The 20,700-nt window shown below is 40.8% G+C and carries 12 protein-coding genes and 1 tRNA gene; 8 read left to right on the top strand and 5 right to left on the bottom strand.

The window, feature by feature from the left end:
• Window positions 1–2: 2 nt before the first annotated feature.
• The 7 genes from BM179_RS17535 to BM179_RS25390 all read left to right on the top strand — a co-directional run bounded on the left by BM179_RS17535 (window position 3) and on the right by BM179_RS25390 (window position 14,292).
• Complete coding sequence (locus BM179_RS17535; protein ID WP_092018460.1) at window positions 3–1,733, top strand: RagB/SusD family nutrient uptake outer membrane protein; 1,731 nt, start codon at window positions 3–5, stop codon at window positions 1,731–1,733.
• Between the two features lie 309 nt (window positions 1,734–2,042).
• The gene (locus BM179_RS17530) at window positions 2,043–7,013 is read left to right on the top strand and encodes a cellulose binding domain-containing protein (protein WP_092018459.1); all 4,971 of its coding nucleotides are present in this window, start codon (window positions 2,043–2,045) and stop codon (window positions 7,011–7,013) included.
• Between the two features lie 262 nt (window positions 7,014–7,275).
• Window positions 7,276–8,484 carry a glycoside hydrolase family 88 protein gene (locus BM179_RS17525; protein WP_092018458.1) on the top strand — a complete coding sequence of 403 codons (1,209 nt, stop codon included), beginning with the start codon at window positions 7,276–7,278 and terminating at the stop codon, window positions 8,482–8,484.
• 58 nt (window positions 8,485–8,542) lie between these two features.
• A complete protein-coding gene (locus BM179_RS17520) occupies window positions 8,543–10,444 on the top strand; it encodes a glycoside hydrolase family 97 protein (protein ID WP_092018457.1) in 1,902 nt (633 codons plus the stop codon).
• Window positions 10,445–10,466: 22 nt separating this feature from the next.
• Window positions 10,467–11,543, top strand: a complete 1,077-nt coding sequence (locus BM179_RS17515; protein ID WP_092018456.1) for a serine hydrolase domain-containing protein — start codon at window positions 10,467–10,469, stop codon at window positions 11,541–11,543.
• Between the two features lie 48 nt (window positions 11,544–11,591).
• Complete coding sequence (locus BM179_RS17510; protein WP_092018455.1) at window positions 11,592–13,889, top strand: heparinase II/III domain-containing protein; 2,298 nt, start codon at window positions 11,592–11,594, stop codon at window positions 13,887–13,889.
• A 256-nt stretch (window positions 13,890–14,145) separates the two neighbouring features.
• Window positions 14,146–14,292 (top strand): hypothetical protein, encoded by a 147-nt coding sequence (locus BM179_RS25390; RefSeq protein WP_177219441.1) that lies wholly within the window; start codon window positions 14,146–14,148, stop codon window positions 14,290–14,292.
• Window positions 14,293–14,491: 199 nt separating this feature from the next.
• On the opposite strand, the gene BM179_RS17500 is transcribed toward BM179_RS25390, so the two are convergent.
• The 5 genes from BM179_RS17500 to hisG all read right to left on the bottom strand — a co-directional run bounded on the left by BM179_RS17500 (window position 14,492) and on the right by hisG (window position 18,528).
• Window positions 14,492–14,565, bottom strand: a tRNA-Ala gene (locus BM179_RS17500).
• A 61-nt stretch (window positions 14,566–14,626) separates the two neighbouring features.
• Window positions 14,627–15,160, bottom strand: a complete 534-nt coding sequence (locus BM179_RS17495) for a hypothetical protein (protein WP_092018453.1) — start codon at window positions 15,158–15,160, stop codon at window positions 14,627–14,629.
• Window positions 15,161–15,196: 36 nt separating this feature from the next.
• Window positions 15,197–16,249, bottom strand: coding sequence for a histidinol-phosphate transaminase (gene hisC / locus BM179_RS17490; RefSeq protein WP_092018452.1), 1,053 nt, complete (start codon window positions 16,247–16,249; stop codon window positions 15,197–15,199).
• A 68-nt stretch (window positions 16,250–16,317) separates the two neighbouring features.
• On the bottom strand, window positions 16,318–17,580 hold the full coding sequence (hisD, locus tag BM179_RS17485; protein ID WP_092018451.1) for a histidinol dehydrogenase: 1,263 nt from the start codon (window positions 17,578–17,580) through the stop codon (window positions 16,318–16,320).
• 84 nt (window positions 17,581–17,664) lie between these two features.
• Window positions 17,665–18,528, bottom strand: a complete 864-nt coding sequence (hisG, locus tag BM179_RS17480) for an ATP phosphoribosyltransferase (protein WP_092018544.1) — start codon at window positions 18,526–18,528, stop codon at window positions 17,665–17,667.
• 296 nt (window positions 18,529–18,824) lie between these two features.
• Between hisG and BM179_RS17475 the strand changes: the two genes are divergently transcribed.
• Window positions 18,825–20,696, top strand: a complete 1,872-nt coding sequence (locus tag BM179_RS17475) for a CocE/NonD family hydrolase (RefSeq protein ID WP_092018450.1) — start codon at window positions 18,825–18,827, stop codon at window positions 20,694–20,696.
• The last annotated feature ends 4 nt before the right edge of the window (window positions 20,697–20,700 follow it).

Below are 20,700 nucleotides of genomic sequence, written 5' to 3'. Positions count from 1 at the left end.
ATATGAAAAAGATATTGACTAAATATATAACAGCCTTTTTAGCGGGCTCCGCAATGTTTATAGGTCAGGCTTGCAACGATTCGCTGGATTTAAAGCCGCTTGATCAGGTATCTGATGCCAGTTATTGGAAAAGCTCTTCAGAATTTAAGCTTGCCGCAAATGCGTTTTATGGTTATCTGAGATCGTTCGACAACGGAAATGGTGATGGCCATGCGGGCTCAGACCTGGGGGCAGACAGAGGCGCCATAGCAAGAGGGACCAATACAGTAATAGCAGTGGATAATAATTATAATGATGCCTATAAATGGATCAGAAATATTAATTATCTACTGGCGAAAGCTAAAAGTTATTCAAAACAAGACGAGATTAAGACTTATGTAGCTGAAGCGAAATTTTTCAGAGGATATGTTTATTTTGACAAACTTCTTACTTCATACGGAGGGGTTATTCTGGTTAAGGATGTGTTAACTCCTGAATCGGCAGAATTGATTGCCAAACGCAGTACCAGAGATGAAACCATAGATTTTATCATTTCTGATCTCGAAGCCGCTATCCAGGATTTACCTCTGGAAAATGCCATTCTTGCCAACGATAAGGGGAGAATAAGCAAGCAGGCTGCTCAGGCATTTTTAGGTAGAGTTTGTTTGTATGAGGGAACCTGGCAAAAGTTCAGAGGAAATACTTCAAGAGCAACAACCTTGCTGGACAAATCTGTCAGCAATAGTAATAGTGTAATCATTGCTAATCAGTATTCTCTGTTCAAGCCGACTGCCTTGGGCGATTCCGCATTGAAGTACCTGTTTATTCTGGAAAACCAGAAATCAAATCCGGCCGGAATTACGAAGGCAGCGAATAATGAATATATACTTTCGGTTCGTTACGAATCAAATAACTTACTGAAAACTATCCCGAATCAGATCTCATTTGGGGCTTTGGGTGCAGATATGAGCCGGACTATGGCTGATATGTATCTATGCAGTGATGGCTTACCGATCAGTAAAACCACTACAGCATTTAGCCGTGCTACTCTCAAATCTGAATATGCCAGCAGAGACAAGCGGATGAAATATTACATGATGATTCCGGGAAATCCATATTGGCAGAACGCAACAAACTGGCATATTAACTGGGATTGGAGTCCTGTTGATTTGGCCAATGCCCGTCCTCCGCATGATCCGTGGAGCAATGATATTACAGGTTATAACAATCAGCAATGGTCTGCTGAAAGACAGGTCCCTAACTCACAGGAAGGGTATGACTATCCGGTAATTCGTTTGGCAGAAGTCTATCTGAATTATGCAGAGGCTGTTTATGAACGAAATGGGGCTATTTCAGACGCTGATCTTGATAAATCGCTTAATCTGGTGAGAAATAGGGTAAATGCTGCTATGCCAAAACTTAGTAATGCCTTTGCAGGTGCAAACGGATTAGATATGCGACAGGAAATCCGTAGAGAGAGAGCCGTGGAACTTCAGGGAGAAGGTTTCAGAATGGATGATCTGAAAAGATGGTATGTTGCACACATCGAATTGATAAAACCGGTTTTAGGTGTTCGCTGGAAAGGTACAGAATTCGAAACAAAATATCCTAAAACTCCTGCATTAACAGCGGAAGGGGATGTATTAGCTGATCCGGTTACTGAAAGAAAATTCACGGAGAAGAACTACCTGATTCCGCTTCCTACTCAACAGTTGCAATTGAATCCGAATCTTACTCAGAATACTGGCTGGTAAGACGAAGCGGATTTTTGTTTCTCTGATTAGTAAAGCCCTCTTTAATCAGAGGGTTTTACCCTTTTTCTATGCAGAAAGATCTGGGATTCTGTATTTAATCTGTATGTATTTACTAAAAAAAACCTCTCGTTTGAATTAACAGTAAACGGGCAGGGATCACTTTTTTGAAATAAAGGAGTTCCTGAAATTAGTTGAAAAACCCTGACTCTCTGATCCGGAAGGTTGACCTGTTGCTATTACTGAAAGGATCTCCTATTTAATACTTTCTGATTGATGTTCATCAGTTGAAAATTTTAAAAACTTTGAGATATGCAGACTAATTTTTTCCTTAAAAACTGTTGTGCCGGGGATAATATTTATCAGAATCCGGTAAAAAAGACAATATTTAAAAGCTCCGTCATTCTGACGCTGTTGCTGATTATCTTACATAGTACAAATGCTCAGACTTTTGTCCATCCCGGAGGTTTACATACATTGTCCGACTTAGACCGAATGAAAGCAAAAGTAGCAGCGGGAGAACACCCCTGGATAGATGGATGGAATAAGCTGATTACAGACTCTCAGGCTCAGAATACCTATACAGCGGCTGCCAGAGCTAATATGGGAGGGAGCCGGCAGCGAGCGGATGCAGATGCTCATGCAGCTTATCTGAATGCCATTCGCTGGTATATTTCCGGTGATACAACTTATGCGGAATGTGCCGTGCGAATATGTAATGCGTGGTCATCAACAGTAAATCAGGTGCCAACAGGCACAGATATTCCCGGTTTGAGTGGAATCCCGGTGTTTGATTTTGCCATGGCAGCGGAGGTGCTGCGGATTTATAAAGGTTGGTCTTCGGCAGACTTCGATAGATTTAAAAACATGATGCTCACCTATTTCTATCCGGTATGTAATGATTTTCTGATGAATCATAATGGAGGCTGTATCAGTCGCTATTGGTCGAACTGGGATATTTGTAACACCGGAGCCATTCTTTCGATGGGAGTACTTTGTGATGATCCGGCGAAATTTAATCAGGCAATTGATTATTTTAAAACCGGAGCAGGAATGGGAAGTATTATAAATGCTGTCTACACGGTTCATCCTGGAGGTTTGGGGCAATGGCAGGAAAGCGGACGGGATCAGGAACATGCTCAACTCGCTGTGGGAATGATGGCTTCCTTTTGTGAAGTAGCCTGGAATCAGGGAGTAGATTTATACGGATATGATAATAACCGCCTGCTGGCCGGGGCGGAGTATGTGGCCAGGACGAATTTATCTCTTCCAGTTCCCTATACCCCTTATAATAACTGCGATAATGCTAATCAGCTATTTCTTTCAATCAATGGTTTAGGACGCCTGGATGACAGACCGGTTTATGAGATGATCTATAATCATTATGTTGTAAGAAAGGGATTAAATGCTCCCAATGTGTCGGCAATGGCTGGTTTAATGCGGCCTGAACATGGAAGCGCTGATCATTTTGGATACGGTACACTTACTTTTACCCGTACAGCTTCTGTGTACCCTCCCTTTCCGGTTCCTCCGGTTCCAAATGGCTTAACCGTCCAGGCAGGTGTTTCCAATGTTTCATTAAACTGGAATCCTATAGCGGGAGCAACGGCTCAGGGATATAAAGTTTTACGTGCTACCGTAAGCGGAGGCCCATATACAGAGATATATTCTTCTAAAGAAAATACTTATCCGGGTTATACAGACTGGAGCGTTAACAATGGTATAACTTATTACTATGCTATAGCTGCACAGAATCAGGCCGGAGTGAGTGCAAATAGTGCGGAAGTAAGTGCAACGCCGATTGCAGCGAGTGCAATCCTTCCTTCGGGTTGGGCAAGAAAAGACATTGGCTCAGTTAGTGTTGCCGGAAGTGCCAGCTATGGAACAGCAGGTAATAACACATTTATCGTCAAAGGTTCAGGTTCCGGAATAGGAGGTACAGCAGATGGGTTTAGCTATGTTTATGGAAGTGTTAGCGGAGATTTTACACTTACAGCCCGTGTACTGGCAATAGGTGGAACTTTGAGTAAAACAGGGATCATGTTTCGGGAAACGCTTGATCCGAATGCAAAGGCACTGGTAATGAAAATGGGTGATGCAGGCTGGCGTCAGGCTGGTTTGGGTACCAGAGCTGCTACCGGAGGTAATATGACCTGGATCGGAGGAAATGATTATACATGGACACCTGCATGGTTCAGATTGCAACGTTCAGGAAATACATTCACAGCATATCAATCGGCAGACGGAGTGGCATGGGTAGCTATCGGTTCAACTACTGTAGCGATGTCAAATACCTATTTTGTAGGCTTGGCAGCCTGTTCAGGCAGTACTTCAGGAGCGATTAATACCACTACTTTTGATAATGTTTCAATAGTTAATAACGGAACAGTCCCCGCAGCTCCTACAGGTATAAAAGCCAAAGGAGCCGGAAGTCGTAACATTAATTTGTCATGGCATCCCGTTGAAGGTGCAACGGGTTATATTGTAAAGCGATCCGTAAATGCCGGAGGAGCTTATACCGTTATTGCCACTGCTATAACAGATTCAATTTATGCTGACAGTAGTTTATCTGCAAATACCTCTTATTATTATGTGATCTCATCGGCTAATCTGGCGGGAGAAAGTGCAAATTCTTCAGAGGCAAATGCTGCAACTTTTGACCTGATTTTTCCTCCTGTTCCAACAGGTCTCAAAACCTTTTCCGGTGATGCGAATGTTACATTAAACTGGAATATCTCTAAAGACGCAACTACTTATAGCATAAAACGTTCAACGACTGTCGGAGGTCCTTTTGTTTCAGTCGGAACAACTACTTCTACCAGTTATTCGGATCTGTCTGTCCTGAATAACAGTACTTATTTTTATGTAGTTTCAGCGGTAAATATTAAAGGGGAAAGTGGAAACTCCATTCAGGTCGCGGCGATTCCCAGGGCATGCCAGCTTGATTTCTGGAATTTTAATGAGATAAATGGTACAATTGCCAACGACATATGGGGAGGAAATAAAGGGGTTCTTCAGGCTGGAACAGGTTTGGTTGCCGGGAAAAATGATAATGCCGTAAAATTGACGGGTGCAGCTAATAGCTATGTCGCACTTCCTGCCGGAATTGTCAGTACTTTAAACGATTTTAGCATCGCTACCTGGGTTAAAATGGATGTATTATCGACATGGATGCGTTTATTTGACTTCGGGACCGGGACTACCCAATATATGTTTCTGACGGTTCAGTCGGCAGTTACTTCCGGTAAATCAAAAGTTAGGTATGCGATCAAAAACGGAGGAACAGAATTGAATGTGGGCTTTGATTACACGTTTCCGCTTGGTACCTGGGTTCATTTGGCTGTTACTCAATCAGGAAATACAGGGAATTTATACATTAACGGAGCATTAGTTGCCACGAATACGGCTATAAATATCAAACCTTCAAATTTAGGAAATACAAACCAGAATTATTTGGGGAAATCACAATTTGCAGATCCGATGTTTCAGGGCTCAATCGATGATTTCAGAATCTATAAGTGTGCATTATCTACTACAGAAATAGCGGCTTTAGCCGCAAATGTACCTGCTACACAAAGCATAACATTTAACCCCTTAACTACCAGGGTTGTTGGTGAAGATGACTTTGATGCCTTTGCTTCAGCAAGTTCATTATTACCTGTTAAATACTCCAGTTCTGATTCTGCGATTGCCAGAATAAAGAATGACAGAATTCAGATTATCAAAGCCGGAACTACTAATATTACAGCTTCTCAGGAAGGAAATGCCAGTTATTCAGCGGCAAACAGTGTAGTACAAACGCTGACAGTTACTAGGAAAGAACAAACGATTACTTTCAATGCAATTCCAGTCAAAATTTTGGATGATCAGGATTTTGATACCGGGGCAACAGCGAGTTCAGGGTTGCCTGTTTCTTATCATATTTCCAACCCTTTGGTAGCAACCATTGTGAACGGGAAAATCCATCTGACAGGAATCGGTTCTTGTTTAATTACGGCCTTACAGGCAGGTAACGAAATGTACAATGCAGCCGGTTCTGTGAGCCGGACTTTAACCGTGAATTCTACCTTGAAAATTAAATACCAGGATGCTGATGCTAATGTTACCAACAATCAAATCAAGCCAAATCTTATTATTTTAAATGAAGGAGCAACCTCTGTTTCATATAGCGACCTGACCGTCCGCTATTGGTTTACCGCAGAGAATTATGCAGGCATTAATAGCTGGATAGACTATGCTCAGTTGGGTAATAACAAGGTGAATATAAAGTATGTAGCTTTGGAGGAGCCTAGAGACGGAGCATTTGGTTATATAGAATACAGTTTTGCAGCTACGGCCGGAAATCTGGACGCCGGAACTGATTCCGGGCAGATTCAGTCAAGATTTGCCAATACCAACTGGTCAGATTTAAATGAAAATGATGACTATTCTCACAGTAAATCAAATGTTTATGCCTACAATGAACACATTACAATGTACCGGAACGGGCAATTGGTTTGGGGAGTGGAACCAGCCACTGTTAACCCCCAAATCGCATTAAAAGCATATACAGAAACCAAATCGAACAATCCGGTGAGTAACACCATCAGTACTTATCTGAAGATTAATAATGAAGGAAATGTTCCGGTATCTTACGGAGAGGTGAAAGTGAGGTATTGGTTTACAAAGGAAGGTACCTCAAATCTGAATTATTATCTGGATTATGCCGCAATGATCAATTCCTCAAACATTGAGTCACAGTTTGTTGCCTTAAATCCAACTAAAACCGGTGCAAATACTTATTTAGAGTTAGGACTGAAAACAAATGCCGGAACCTTTTATCCGTTAAGTACTACCGGCAATATTCAGTACCGGATTGCCAAAGCAGACTGGTCTGACTTCAATCAGGCCGATGATTATTCGTACAACAGCAATAATCAGATGATATTGAATGATAAAGTGACTGTATATTATCAGGGTCAACTGATTTCAGGAACAGAGCCTGTTTTGAGTACAAATAGCAGGATTTCTGCGGACGAACCGTTAACAATGCTTCAGGCAAAAATTTATGGAAATCCGGTGGCCGGAGATAAAGGGGACGTTGAAATTACCGGAATCCAGGGGCTGCCGCTAACGATTAACCTGGTTAATCAAAATGGTTTGCCTTTACTTGAACACCAGATCAACCAGCCAAAGGAAACCGAACGTTTTGTATTCCCTTTTGGCCAGCAGACTCCGGGAGTATATTTCTTAAGGATTTCAACAGCTTTACAAGCGTTGACAGTTAAAATAATCAAGCAGTAATAAGTTGAAAATGGGTCAGACACAGAAAGACTCTGAGGAGATTTTCAGGTCTTTCTGCTTGTTCTGAACATTGTCTTATTTTTTTAAAGAATGAAGGGTATCTCAGTACTGTTTTTATATCATTCTTTTAAAATTGATAAAATTCAACTTTATCCATAAAGGTTTATAAAACCTGATTCAGGTGATTAAAGTGTGCTGACAGTTAAAGGCATCCCGTTTTTATTAAACAAACAGTGAAAAACCAAGAGTATTCTTCAAAGCTATGAAACGTTTTTTTATTACCGTATTTGCCTTGTTTTTAGTCTGGATAAGTACCAATTGCAGAGAGAAGCCCTTTCTGGTAAATCAATCGCTTGACTATTGTTTATCAAAACTAAACCGCAGCATATTGAAAATTCCGGGATATTCACATATGCCAAGAACGATTGAATTTTCTCAGAAAGACTGGAAATATGTGCCAATTGAAGACTGGACGAGTGGTTTCTGGCCAGGGATTTTATGGTATGCTACAGAATACACGAATGAGTCAAAATGGCAGGCCCGGGCAGATAGTTTTACAAGAGCTTTATTCCCTTTGGCTTATCGTAAAGCCGGAAATCATGACCTTGGTTTTATGATGTATTGCAGTTATGGAAATGCATACAGATTAACCAAAAATCCGGATTTTAAGAAAGTCCTGCTCGCTACAGCTGATACACTCGCAACGCTTTATAATCCGAAAGTCGGGACAATTCTTTCCTGGCCTTCTATGGTGAAAGAGCAGAACTGGCCACATAATACCATTATTGATAACCTCATAAATCTCGAAGTTCTGTTCTGGGCAGCGAAAAATGGTGGAAAAAAGGAGCTTTATGACATTGCACTTAAACATGCTCAGACAACGATGAAGAACCACTTCCGGCCGGATTATACTTCCTATCAGGTAATAGTTTATGATACCATTACCGGGAAAAAAATAAAAGGAGTCACACACCAGGGTTATGCAGATAATTCAATGTGGGCAAGAGGACAGGCCTGGGCGATTTATGGATTTGTCATGACTTATCGTGAAACGAGGAGGCCTGAATTTCTCAATTTTGCCCAAAAAATAGCAGAAGTGTACCTGGAAAGGCTCCCTGAAAACCTGATTCCTTATTGGGATTTTAACGATCCCGCTATTCCGGATGCACCCAAAGATGCCTCTGCCGCTGCGATTACCTCTTCAGCATTGCTGGAGCTGTCTGCCTTGGTTTCTAATCCGGAAAAGAAAAAAGAATACCGCAGGAAAGCAGAAGAAATGTTAAAAGAACTTTCTTCTGATGATTATTTGAGTGGAAATAAAAATAACGCATTTCTGATGCACTCAATTGGCCATCACCCACATGGAACAGAAATAGATGCTTCAATTATTTACGCAGATTATTATTATATGGAAGCCCTGATCAGGCTAAAGAAAATACAGGAAGGAAAAAGCATTTATGCCAATCTGTAGCATACAAAAAGCCTTGCTTTCATGACATTTACCAATTACTAAAGAACGATAAACCGATATGTGGAAATTTATTTTTTGCCTGAGTTTTTTACTGACAGCCATTCAACAGACTAATGCCCAGATCAAGGTGCTGGAAGAAACCAGAACTGAGATTTTATCACCTGATAAAAAACTGCTTTGCCGTTTTTATCAGCAAAAGGAAGCAGATGGCAGAAAACGCCTTTTTTACGAAGTATTTTACCAAAAGAAACCTGTTGTTCTGCCTTCGGAACTTGACATCAGATTAGACAATCACCTGACAGAACTGGCTATGGCGCTTAAGGTGGATAAAAGTACCAGATGGTGTGAAGATTTACTTTTTAAGAAAAAAGAAAGTTTTCGAAAAGACAGCCTTTGGAAACCAGTTTATGGCGAACGCTCTGTTATCCGTGACAATTTTGAAGAAAGTATCATCACTTTTGAGAAGGAACAAAACCCGGATTATCAATTTCAGATAAGAATTAAAGTTTACAATGCCGGAGTCGCTATTCAGTATTATTTTCCTGAAAATCCTAAGGGCTCTTACTATCAGATTACCGGAGAAAATACCCAATTTACTTTTGAAGAAGGTACCAGGGCCTATTATGCTCGCTGGGCGCAGGCTCCTTATCATGAAATGGCGCTGAGTGACTGGCCGGATGAAGGAGAAAGACCTTTAACCTTACAATTGAAAAATGGCCTTTATGCCTGTCTGGCAGAAGCCGGAATGATTGATTATGCCAGAACCAAGTTTAAACTCAGCAAGGAAAAAGCCAATACGATTGAAACGTCCCTTTATAGTGGCGTTGACGGGATTTCTTATTTTGGTACACCCTGGAGAGTAATCATGGTAGCAGAGACGCCGGGGGAACTGATAGAAAATAATGATATCATTCTTAACCTCAATGAACCTGCTAAAATTAAGAACCCTGACTGGATTAAACCGGGTAAAATTATCCGGGAAATGACCCTGACTACAGAAGGTGCAAAAGCAGCTATCGACTTTGCTGAAAAAAGAAATCTACAGTACATTTTGTTCGACTGGAAATGGTATGGGCCGGCTCTTACCTGGGATTCGGACGCGACGCAGGTTAAAGCCAAAATGGATATGGCTGAAATTGTTGAATATGGCAGGAAGAAAAATGTAGGAATCTGGCTGTATGTCAATCAACAGGCATTATTGAAGCAGGCAGATGAAATATTTCCGCTTTATAAGAAATGGGGAATAAAAGGGGTGAAATTCGGATTTGTACAGGTTGGCTCTCATCGATGGACGACCTGGCTTCAGGAGGCTATCCGGAAATGTGCTGAAAATCAATTGATGGTTAATATCCACGATGATTACCGGCCAACAGGAGAACAGCGTACTTTTCCAAATCTTATGACAGCGGAGGGAATCCGGGGAAATGAGGAGATGCCGGACGCAACACATAATACTATTTTGCCTTTTACCCGTTACATCGCCGGAGCTGCTGATTATACAATTTGTTATTTTGACAAAAGGATAAAGACAACACACGCTCACCAACTGGCTTTGGCTGCGGTTTACTATAGCCCGATCCAGACGCTTTACTGGTATGATAAACCTGCTCTTTATGAAGGAGAACCGGAGGTAGAATTCTTTGATAAAATACCAACTTCCTGGGATGAAACTAAAGTAGTTCAAGGAAAAGTAGGAGCATATATTACCACAGCAAGAAGAAGCGGGCAGGATTGGTTTGTCGGAACAATCACCAATAACGAAGCACGAAATCTCAAGGTTCCTCTTGCTTTTCTGGAAAAAGGAAAGCAATACAAAGCTTCAGTTTATGAGGATGATCCTGCTGTTTCCGGTAAAACCAAGGTGAAAATCACCCGGATTGATGTTGACGCCAACACGGTATTAGATTTGAAGTTATTGGCATCCGGCGGGCAGGCTATCTGGATTAGTTTAAAGAAATAGACGAAAATTCAAATGTAAATTCATGTACAAACTTATATGCTGTTTATGGCTTATTTCCAGCCTGAATGTAACTGTTTCTGCACAGGGAAAGCCGTATGATTTTTCACCGTTAAGTGCTAAAATTCAGAATTGGGTAGATAAAGGTTTTTATTCCGGGGCTTCGGTCATGATTGTTCAGAATGATGAAGTGATTTACAAACATCATTTTGGAAACTACGGAGAAGAATCTGTCGCTTATATAGCTTCAGCCGGAAAATGGCTCGCTGCTGCAACAATTGCTGTTTTAGTAGATGAAGGTAAATTGTCATGGGATGATAAAGTCGCAAAATGGCTTCCTGAATTTTCAGATCAGAAAGGACAGGCAACGTTAAGGCAACTGCTTTCCCATACCTCGGGCTTTCCCGAATATCAGCCTGCAGGGGTGCATCGGGATGATTATCAGACTTTAAGAGAATCTGTTTTCCACATTGTAAATCTGCCCTCAGTAAGCAAACCCGGTACACATTTCAGTTATGGTGGGTTGGCAATGCAGGTAGCAGGAAGAATGGCAGAATTGTCAACGGGAAAATCCTGGGAGACTATCTTTCAGGAGAAAATGGCAAAACCTTTAGGAATGACACACACGCATTTCAGTCCGGTTGATTCTACCGCAGGACATAATCCAATGCTTGGCGGAGGAGCCAGAGCTTCTTTAAAGGATTATGTCAATTTTCTTTCAATGATTTACCATAAGGGAGTTTTTAAAGGAAAACGTATCTTATCCGAAAAAGCAATTGCTGAATTACAGGCTGATCAGGTTAGAAAAGCAGAGGTCAAATCAGGAGAATATGTAGAAAAATCCCGTAAAACCCAGAGGAAAGATATTTATGGTTTGGGAGAATGGAGAGAAGAAACCGATGCCGGAGGAAATGCCATATTGATTAGTAGTCCGGGTTGGGCAGGAGCCTATCCATGGATAGATAAAAAGGCAAATGTTTTCGGTTTTTTCATGACAAGAGTTAATGTAGAAAAGGCAAATAAGGCAGGATTCAGCTCTTTTTATGCAAGCCCTGTTTTGCCGGTTATGTTAAGAGAAATTGTAAGGAAATCAGAGAAATAAAAGCAGCAGCTGAATAGAATCTGATCAGAAAATTAAAGGATTTAATGTATGAAAAAGAGTATCTCTCTCAGTTTTTTAATCATCAGTTTTTTTATAAATGTCTCCTTTGGACAAGTAAAAAAGGCACATCCTTATTTATTTTTTACCAGGGAACGGATTGAAATTCTTCAAAAAAGAATTAAAACAGATACATCAATTGCCAATAACTGGCAGGAAGTATTAAAAGAAGCTGATTTAGCATTGACCAGAAGCGATGCCCGTAACAAAGTGGATTACTTGTCTCTGGCCTATTTAATGACCAGAGACATTAAATATGCTGATAAAGTTAAGGAAGTATTAAAAACACTTTGTGCCAAACCAACCTGGTCGAATGCTGAAATGCTTGCCAGAATTCCGGCCTGGACCTCAGATTTGAAAACAGCGGAAGATTGCTGGACGGTGGCCATAGGTTTTGATGCCATTTACGATTTGCTCTCAAAAGAAGAGCGGAAAGTGATTGTAGAAGGTTTGGTTAAAAATGGCATAAAACCTGCGTTGAATGACTGGGTAATGGGAAATAACCGGATTCATACCTTGAATTCGATGGGGCATAACTGGTGGTCTGCCTGTGTTGGAATGGCTGGAGTGGCTTCGTTAGCTATAATGACTGATTATCCCGAAGCGTCAGAATGGGTTGATAAGATTTCAGTTTCTTTTCAGGAATGGCATCAGTTTAACGGAGATGAACTGCATTTTAAGCCTAAAACCATGGATTCGAAAGGAGGAATGTATGAAAGTATCAACTATGCTGCTTTCGGGATTTCAGAATACCTGTTTTTTCGTCTGGCTCATCAGAATACGCTTCCTGATAAACCTCAGCCTGTTATTGAAGGTCTGGAAAAGATAGCGGATTTTTTTATCAATGCTTCTTACCCCCGCGACGGAATGTTGTACTCACTCAATTTTGGAGATGGTCATATAAATACCGCCGGAGAAAGGCCCCTCAAACTGCTTTGGGCATTGGGTTATCAGAATAAACGGTATTTATGGTATATTAATCAGGTCGCTAAATTTCAGCACCGAGAAGGTTTATTTGTAAATACGCCTTTAGGCCTTGTTTACCACCCGGATATGAGCAAAATACCTGCTCAGCCAGACTTGCCTGCTTCTCAGATTTATGAAGATATAGACTGGGCCATGATGCGCAATTCCTGGGAAAAGAATGCAACCATGCTGGGTGTAAAATCTGGTTTTACCTGGAATCATTCCCATGCTGATGCAAATTCCTTTATTCTTTTTCACAAGGGAGAACCGATTATTAAAGATGCAGGAAACAGCTGGTATGGCTCCAAAGAATATCCTGAATACTTTTTTCAAAGTCAGGCGCATAATGTGGTTACTTTCAACGGAAAAGCCCAGCCTAAAGAGCAGCAATATAATGGTTCACCATTGAGAGGTGAATTGAGCGAACTAATGGACGCCGGAAAAATGAAATACCTTTTGGCAAACGGGACAGGTCCGACCTCAACAGTTTTTTCAAGAAATTTTCGCCATTTTCTATGGGTCGATAAGGTGATTCTGATTATTGATGATGTGAAAGCCTATGAAACCGGAAAATATGAATGGCTTCTGCACCCGGGAGGAGAATCGAAAAAAGTGGGAGGAGATATTTCGATTACCAGTAAAAAATCCTCTGTATTGGTACGTCCCTTATTTCCGGAAACACTCGTACAGACAGGCTTTAATCATGATTTTCCTGAAAAAATGGTGTTAAATGAACTCTCAGGCCCCAAAGAAGAGGATGTGAAAAGCAAAGAAACCTATTACGGTTTCGCTTATCCTGAAGAAATAAAACAGACCAAGTTTATTACTGCCATTATTCTGAAAGATTCGGTAAATGACATGAATCTCCCTCAAATCGAGAGACTCAAAGGAGAGAATATGCAGGGAGTCCGTATTCGTCATAACGGAAAAATTACGGAAGTTTTCCTGAATCTGATGGCGGATGGCAGAATTATGCACCTGAATACACATAATAACCTGAATGGCTGGGAAACTGATGCTTATTTATTGGGAGTCAGTTTCCCGGAAAATAAGAAAACTGATAAAGCTGAAGATGTTTCAGACTTTTTTGTGGGATATGGCAGTTATATACGGAAAGACGGGCAGCTACTTTTTAATTCACTGTCCAAATTGTTCCTTATCTCAAACAGAGAAAATGGACGACAGGATCTTTTGCTTCAGGGGCAGCCACTGATCAATGCCGAATTCTTTGTATCTCCAAAAACCGGAAAATTCTTTCTGAATCATCAGGAAGCCAAACCTGCTTTGAAAGACCAGAAATGGCAGATCCATATCGGGAAATAAAAGATTAAATTTTCTGTTTTTTAGCGCTTCACAGGCAGTCGAACAGAATTGAGTTTAATGAAAATAATGAAAAATTCAGGTAAGATATTTTGTCTGTTTATAGGTTTTCTTTTTGGAAATTGCAGGATCTCGGCACAGGAATGGCAATGGTCTATGAGTGTTAAAAACAGGCAACAGACAGAATCTAAAGCTTATTTATGGATTCCTTCCTCCTAATTGCAGACAAGTGAAAGCGGTGGTTTTTGCTCAAAGCAATATGGAAGAAATTTCAATACTGGAAAACCCCGGATTCCGCCGGAACTTAACAGAACTGGGGTTTGCAGCCATCTGGGTTTCTCCGGAAACAGGTTACCAGAAGTTTTTGGATTACGAAATGATTTGTTTAGAAAAATGGACTATTTGAAGTTGATAGCCAAATAAATCACGAATTCCCAAGCCCTCGTTAATCACAAGACCAGAGAGGGCTTGGGGTGTGAATGACATCTTACTCATAAAAATGTTTCAGTTACTGAAACATTTTACGATTACTGAAACATTATAAACCCAAAAGGCCCGTCATACAATCTGTATGACGGGCCTTTTTCTGAACTTGTAAATTTTTGTGGAGAGTATGGGATTCGAACCCATGACCTCGACGCTGCCAGCGTAGCGCTCTAGCCAACTGAGCTAACCCCCCGTTTCGTTTTGCAAAAGTGCGAAATGAATCTTGTTTATCAAAACCCATTTCGCAAAAAAAATTAAAAATTTAATCTTACGCCCACACCGCCCTGAGGATGAAGATATAAGACTGCCGGAATTAATTCCGCATATAAACCTACTTCCATGAAAATAGAAAGCGGTGCACCATCCGGGAAATATTCTAAACCTGCCGTTCCTACACCTCCCAAAGCAATGTTAGATTGGTCAATATCAATGATTTGCCCGTTTATATTCTTGGGAGAATAATATGTTCTTGAGGTAATTTGTCCGCCAAACCCGTAATAGTTCATAAGTTTGCCACTTTTTCCCATCTCATTTCTCCAGAGATATTGCCCGTTGAATGCAAAGCCAATATTTTTATACTGTCCGTCACGGTATTTACTGATATTACCCCACAGAGCGCCATAAGTACCCACATTAAATTCAAGAACATTCCTGTCATTATTAAGGTATCTTCTAAGCATAAGCCCTCCGGGTTCGCCTATCCGGAAACCAACAGCCCAATCTTTGGTTTGCGCCAAACCTGAAAATGAAATCAAACTGAAAACGAGTAGAATCTGTAGCTTTTTCATGGTAGATGAATCACGATGATGAATCGTATTTTGCGGTTAACTGAATTGTTCAAGTAAACTAATCAGAGTTTTGTTTTCCTCCTGGGTTCCAACGGAAATTCTAAGAGAACTGTCACACAAAACTACTTTAGAGCGATCTCTTACTATGGTTTTATGGGCTATCAAATACTCAAATACTGCTTTTGAATCTGTGAATTTAACCAGAATAAAGTTAGCATCAGAGGGATAAACTTTCAAAACAAACGGAAGTTTTTCCAAAGCCTCAACTAATTTCAGACGGTTATCATTTAATATCGTCACAGATTCTTTAACAAAATTCAGATTATCAATGTTTTCAATCAGTAATTTCTGGGTAAGTCCGTTGATGTTATAAGGAGGTTTGATTTTGTTAAGAATCTTAACAATTTCCTCTCCGGCAAAAGCCATCCCCAATCTTAATGCAGCTAAACCCCAGGCTTTTGAAAAGGTCTGTAAAATCAAAAGATTAGGGTATTGATCAAGTTCCGCAATAAATGAAGGCTCCTCTGCAAAATCATTGTATGCTTCATCCAAAATCACAATTCCTTGTGAGAACGATTCCAGAATGCGTAAAATCGACTTTTTTTCAATCAGATTTCCGGTTGGATTATTGGGAGAACAAATGAATATCAGCTTTGTGTACGGAGTAACCGCTTTTAAAATATTGTCAACATCAAGCTGATAATCGGTTGTCAACGGGACTTTTTTAATTTCAACATCATTGATAGAAGCACTGACTTCGTACATTCCGTAAGTAGGAGGAAGAATGATGATATTGTCCTCTTTTGGAGTACAGGTAGCACGGATAATCAGATCTATCGGTTCATCAGAGCCGTTTCCCAGAAAAATCTGTGAAGGCCGGCATCCTTTGATAGCGGCTAATTTAACTTTAATATCTGTCTGATAAGGATCAGGATAGCGGTTCCAGTTTTCCGGGGTAGCTGATCCCAGCGGATTTTCATTAGCATCGAGAAAGATACCTTCTTTTCCGGTATATTCATCACGTGCAGATGAGTAAGGAGCTAAACCGGCAATGTGAGGGCGAAGTACTTTATCTAAATTGAATGACATCTTCTTTGTGAATTAAGGAAAGGTTCCAATCAGTCAGGAAAAAACTTTCCTGACTGATTGGAATGGGATTATGATTGAAGTCTTACTCTGACGGCATTGGCATGCGCTTCCAGCGATTCAGCCTGAGCCATTTCGATAATGGTTTGACCCAGATGATGGATCCCCTCTCTGGTAATATGCTGAACGGTAATCTTTTTTACAAAAGTATCCAGACTTACGCCGGAATAGGCTCTGGCATAACCGTTTGTAGGTAAAGTATGATTGGTTCCTGAAGCATAATCTCCCGCTGATTCAGGTGTATAATTCCCTAAAAATATGGAACCGGCATTGTATATTTTTTCTGAAACTTCTTCAGCATTTTCTACTGAAAGAATCAGGTGTTCTGCGGCATATTGATTGAGCATTTCCAGTGCAACAGACTCATTTTCAACTAAAATAGCCTGACTGTTTTCCAATGCTTTTGCGGCAAACTCAGCTCTTGGAAGAGCTTTCAGCTGCTTTTCAAGTTCCTGGTTGGTCGCCTCAATAAGTTTTTCGGACGTAGAAACCAGTAATACCTGTGAATCAATACCGTGTTCGGCCTGAGAGAGCAGATCTGCTGCCACAAAAGCAGGATTTGCAGAGTCATCCGCATAAACTGCTACTTCAGAGGGTCCGGCAGGCATATCAATGGCAATACCTTCCTTATTTACCAGCATTTTGGCAGCGGTAACATATTGGTTGCCCGGACCAAATATTTTGTAAACCTGAGGTACTGTTTCAGTTCCGTAAGCCATCGCCGCAATAGCCTGGGCACCACCGATTCTGAAAATTCTGGTAATGCCGCAAAGGCGGGCTGCATAAAGAATGGCAGGATGGTCGGAAGGTGTACATAACACAACTTCATTACATCCGGCAATTTTTGCAGGGATTCCCAGCATAAGTACCGTTGAAAACAAAGGAGCCGTTCCTCCCGGAATATATACACCAACCTTGTCAATTCCGACTGATTTTCTCCAGCAGGTAACACCTTCCATCGTTTCGATTTTCTCAGGAGCCTGTTTCTGAGCTTCGTGAAACCTGTAGATGTTGATATAAGCCTGATTAATGGCTTTCAGAAGTTCATCACTTAACTGACTTTCGGCCTTTTTAACGGATTCTTCCGGCATTTCCAGAGAATCAAGGACGGTTTTGTCGAATTGTAAAGCGAATGCTCTGATTGCAGCATCGCCTTCCGCCTTTACTTTTTGCAAGATTGGCGTAACCCTTTGCTCAATCACCGAAATGTCCTGAACAGGGCGGGTTAGAATGGCTTTGTAAGCAGAGCTATCCGGAAACTTTATTATTTTCATTTGAAGAAATACGAAAACGGGAATTGCCCGGGTAAATCAAAACTGAAAAACTGAGTTTGAAAAATCAAATTCTTTCCTTTGATTCTAGAAAATCATCTTTTCTATCGGAATCACTAAAATACCTTCGGCACCTGCTTCTCTGAGTTTTTCAATATTCTGCCAAAAGTCATTTTCATTAATTACCGAATGCATAGAAGACCAGCCAGCTTCTGCCAGAGGGAAAACGGAAGGCGCTTTCATCCCCGGAAGTAATTTAGCGATGGCAGGAATATTTTCAGTTTTAGTATTTAATACAACATATTTATTGTTTTTGGCACGTTGAACAGAATCAATTCTGAACAACAATTGCTCAACAATATTTTGCTTTTCAGCCGGCATGTCCGGGTAACCGATCATTACTGCCTCACTTCTGAAAATCACATCTACTTCTTTCAGGCCATTACTCAGCAAGGTTCCGCCGGATGAAACAATGTCACAAACCGCATCAGCCAATCCGATACTTGGTGCAATTTCTACAGAACCACTGATTTCATGAATATGTGCTTTTACTCCATGACTATTCAGGAAATTTCCTAAAATAACCGGATAAGAGGTAGCAATACTTTTGCCTTCCAGGTCCTGTACGCCGTTATAAGCCTCTCCGCGTGGTACAGCAATGGAAAGACGACATTTCGAAAACCCGAGTTTTTTAACCTCACTTACCTTTTTACAAACCTCAACATGAACATTTTCTCCGACGATTCCGATATCAGCTACACCATCTTCTACGTAACCCGGGATATCATCATCTCTGAGGAATAAAAATTCAGCGGGAAAGTTGGAGGAGGTAGCTTTTAACTTTCCGGCACCGTTATCAAATTTGATTCCGCATTCTTTGAATAAATTAAGGGAATCTTCACTGAGCCGACCTGATTTCTGGACGGCAATTCTTAAAACTGCTTGACTCACTGCTTGATTGGTTTTAAAGCGATCTATCAAATCGCTGATCGAAGCGCAAAATTACGGAACAAAGTTTACCTTTTAGCGTCTTTTCTTTAAATTGTATTCTTTTACAAGTAATTTACACACTTCATCTCCCTGTATTTTAACTATGCTACAGTTTTATCAAGCCTCTGACTGACAAAAAAGCCGGAGTTTTTTCGTCTTTCATGACAAGCACCCGGCCACAAATCACACCGGATTAACCGACACATCTTTTATCATTTCATTCCTAAACCATTGGACTTAAAACCCAACATGCTCAAATGAAAAAATATTTAATACTGCTGACTTTCCTGTCATTTGCAGGGTTTGCACAATCTCAGACAACCTATACCATTTCTCAGGACTCAGCTTATGTCCGTGAAAATTACCAGAAAGCAGAATACATGGTTGAAATGCGTGACGGAGTAAAGCTTTTCACACAGGTTTATTCTCCTAAAGACCAGTCTAAAACATATCCTGTTCTGTTACACAGAACGCCATACAGCTGTAATCCTTACGGCCCGGAAAAATTCAGAAGAAGAGTAAGTCCTAATCAGTTTATGATGAGAGACAATTATATCGTAGTGTACCAGGATGTGCGCGGGAGATGGGCTTCTGAAGGTAAATTTGTGGAAATGACGCCACATCTTGACCATAAGAAACAGAAAACAGATATTGATGAAGCTTCTGATACCTATGATACGATAGACTGGCTGATCAAAAATATTCCGGCAAATAACGGCAGAGTAGGGCAATGGGGAATTTCCTATCCGGGCTTCTTTACTTCTGCAGGAAGTGTTTCAGAACATCCTGCATTAAAAGCTTCTTCTCCGCAGGCTCCGATGGCTGATCTTTGGAGAGATGATGCGTTCCATTACGGGGCATTTATGATTGCTGCCAATTTCGGATTTTATACTTTTTTTCAGGAATTTAAACAGCCTTCCAAAACACCGATGCCGGCATTGTTTGAGATTGAAAATCCGGACGGATATGATTATTATATGAGAATGGGTTCAACGAAAAACTCTGAAGATCATTTCTACAAAAACAGAAACCCATATTATCACGAGAATTTTGACCATCCTAATTACGACTCTCATTGGCAAAAAAGAAATATCCTACCTCATTTGAAGGGCATTAAGCATGCAGTAATGGTAGTTGGCGGCTGGTATGATGAGCAGGATTTGTATGGTACATTTAATACTTACAAAGCTATTGAGAAACAAAACCCCGGGATTCAAAGTACATTCGTGGTAGGGCCATGGGTGCACGGAGGCTGGGCCGGATCTTCAGGGCAAACTTTGGCCGATGTGGATTTTGGTGCGAAAGTTTCTCCTTTTTATCAGGAAAACATTGAAGCAAAATTCTTTAAACATCATCTGATTGATACGACTTCTGCCTTAGATTTACCGGAGGCATATCTTTTTGAAACAGGAACCAATCAATGGAGAAAATTTGATACTTACCCTCCGAAAGGAGCGAAGGAGAAATCCTTGTATTTCCATGCCAAAGGTAAATTGAGTTTTACAGCTCCGACGCAATTGAGCAGTGCCAGCGATTACATTTCTGATCCTAATCATCCGGTACCATTTTCAGGAAAAATCAATGACGGATTTTCGGCGAGCTATATGGTGGAAGATCAGCGTTTTGCCTATCAGAGACCGGATGTTTTGAGTTTTGAAACAGATGTGCTTGATAAAGATATGACACTTGCCGGAGCGATTACTGCTAAACTGAAAGTAGCAACCAGCGGGACTGATGCCGACTGGGTTGTTAAAGTGATTGATGTTTATCCGATGGATGCACAGAATGATCCTAAAAAACCGGAGGTTGTTTTCGGAGGCTATCAGCAATTGATCAGAAGTGAAATTATCAGAGGAAAATTCAGAAACAGTGTGGAAAAGCCGGAACCTTTTGTACCAAACAAGATTACAGATGTACATTTTGACTTGCAGGATGTTTTACATACTTTCAGGAAAGGACATAAAATCATGGTGCAGGTACAAAGTTCAAGCTTCCCGTGGGCCGACAGAAATCCTCAGAAATTTATGAATATTTTTGAAGCGAAAGAGTCTGACTATCAGAAGGCTTCTCATAAAGTATATCATGAAAAGAACGCAGCTTCTTATCTGAAAATCTCTGTTTTGGAATAATTCA

The sequence above is a fragment of the Pseudarcicella hirudinis genome (assembly GCF_900115665.1).
Taxonomy (GTDB): Bacteria; Bacteroidota; Bacteroidia; order Cytophagales; family Spirosomataceae; genus Pseudarcicella; species Pseudarcicella hirudinis.
This window is presented reverse-complemented; position numbering and strand designations above follow the sequence as displayed.

Excerpts from the sequence above, each read along its gene's own strand:
- BM179_RS17475 (WP_092018450.1), top strand. The coding sequence starts at position 18,825 with ATGAAAAAATATTTAATACTGCTGACTTTCCTGTCATTTGCAGGGTTT.
- BM179_RS17510 (WP_092018455.1), top strand. The coding sequence starts at position 11,592 with ATGAAAAAGAGTATCTCTCTCAGTTTTTTAATCATCAGTTTTTTTATA.
- BM179_RS17515 (WP_092018456.1), top strand. The coding sequence starts at position 10,467 with ATGTACAAACTTATATGCTGTTTATGGCTTATTTCCAGCCTGAATGTA.
- BM179_RS17495 (WP_092018453.1), bottom strand. The coding sequence starts at position 15,160 with ATGAAAAAGCTACAGATTCTACTCGTTTTCAGTTTGATTTCATTTTCA.
- BM179_RS17520 (WP_092018457.1), top strand. The coding sequence starts at position 8,543 with ATGTGGAAATTTATTTTTTGCCTGAGTTTTTTACTGACAGCCATTCAA.
- BM179_RS25390 (WP_177219441.1), top strand. The coding sequence starts at position 14,146 with ATGGAAGAAATTTCAATACTGGAAAACCCCGGATTCCGCCGGAACTTA.
- hisC (WP_092018452.1), bottom strand. The coding sequence starts at position 16,249 with ATGTCATTCAATTTAGATAAAGTACTTCGCCCTCACATTGCCGGTTTA.
- BM179_RS17530 (WP_092018459.1), top strand. The coding sequence starts at position 2,043 with ATGCAGACTAATTTTTTCCTTAAAAACTGTTGTGCCGGGGATAATATT.
- BM179_RS17525 (WP_092018458.1), top strand. The coding sequence starts at position 7,276 with ATGAAACGTTTTTTTATTACCGTATTTGCCTTGTTTTTAGTCTGGATA.
- BM179_RS17535 (WP_092018460.1), top strand. The coding sequence starts at position 3 with ATGAAAAAGATATTGACTAAATATATAACAGCCTTTTTAGCGGGCTCC.
- hisD (WP_092018451.1), bottom strand. The coding sequence starts at position 17,580 with ATGAAAATAATAAAGTTTCCGGATAGCTCTGCTTACAAAGCCATTCTA.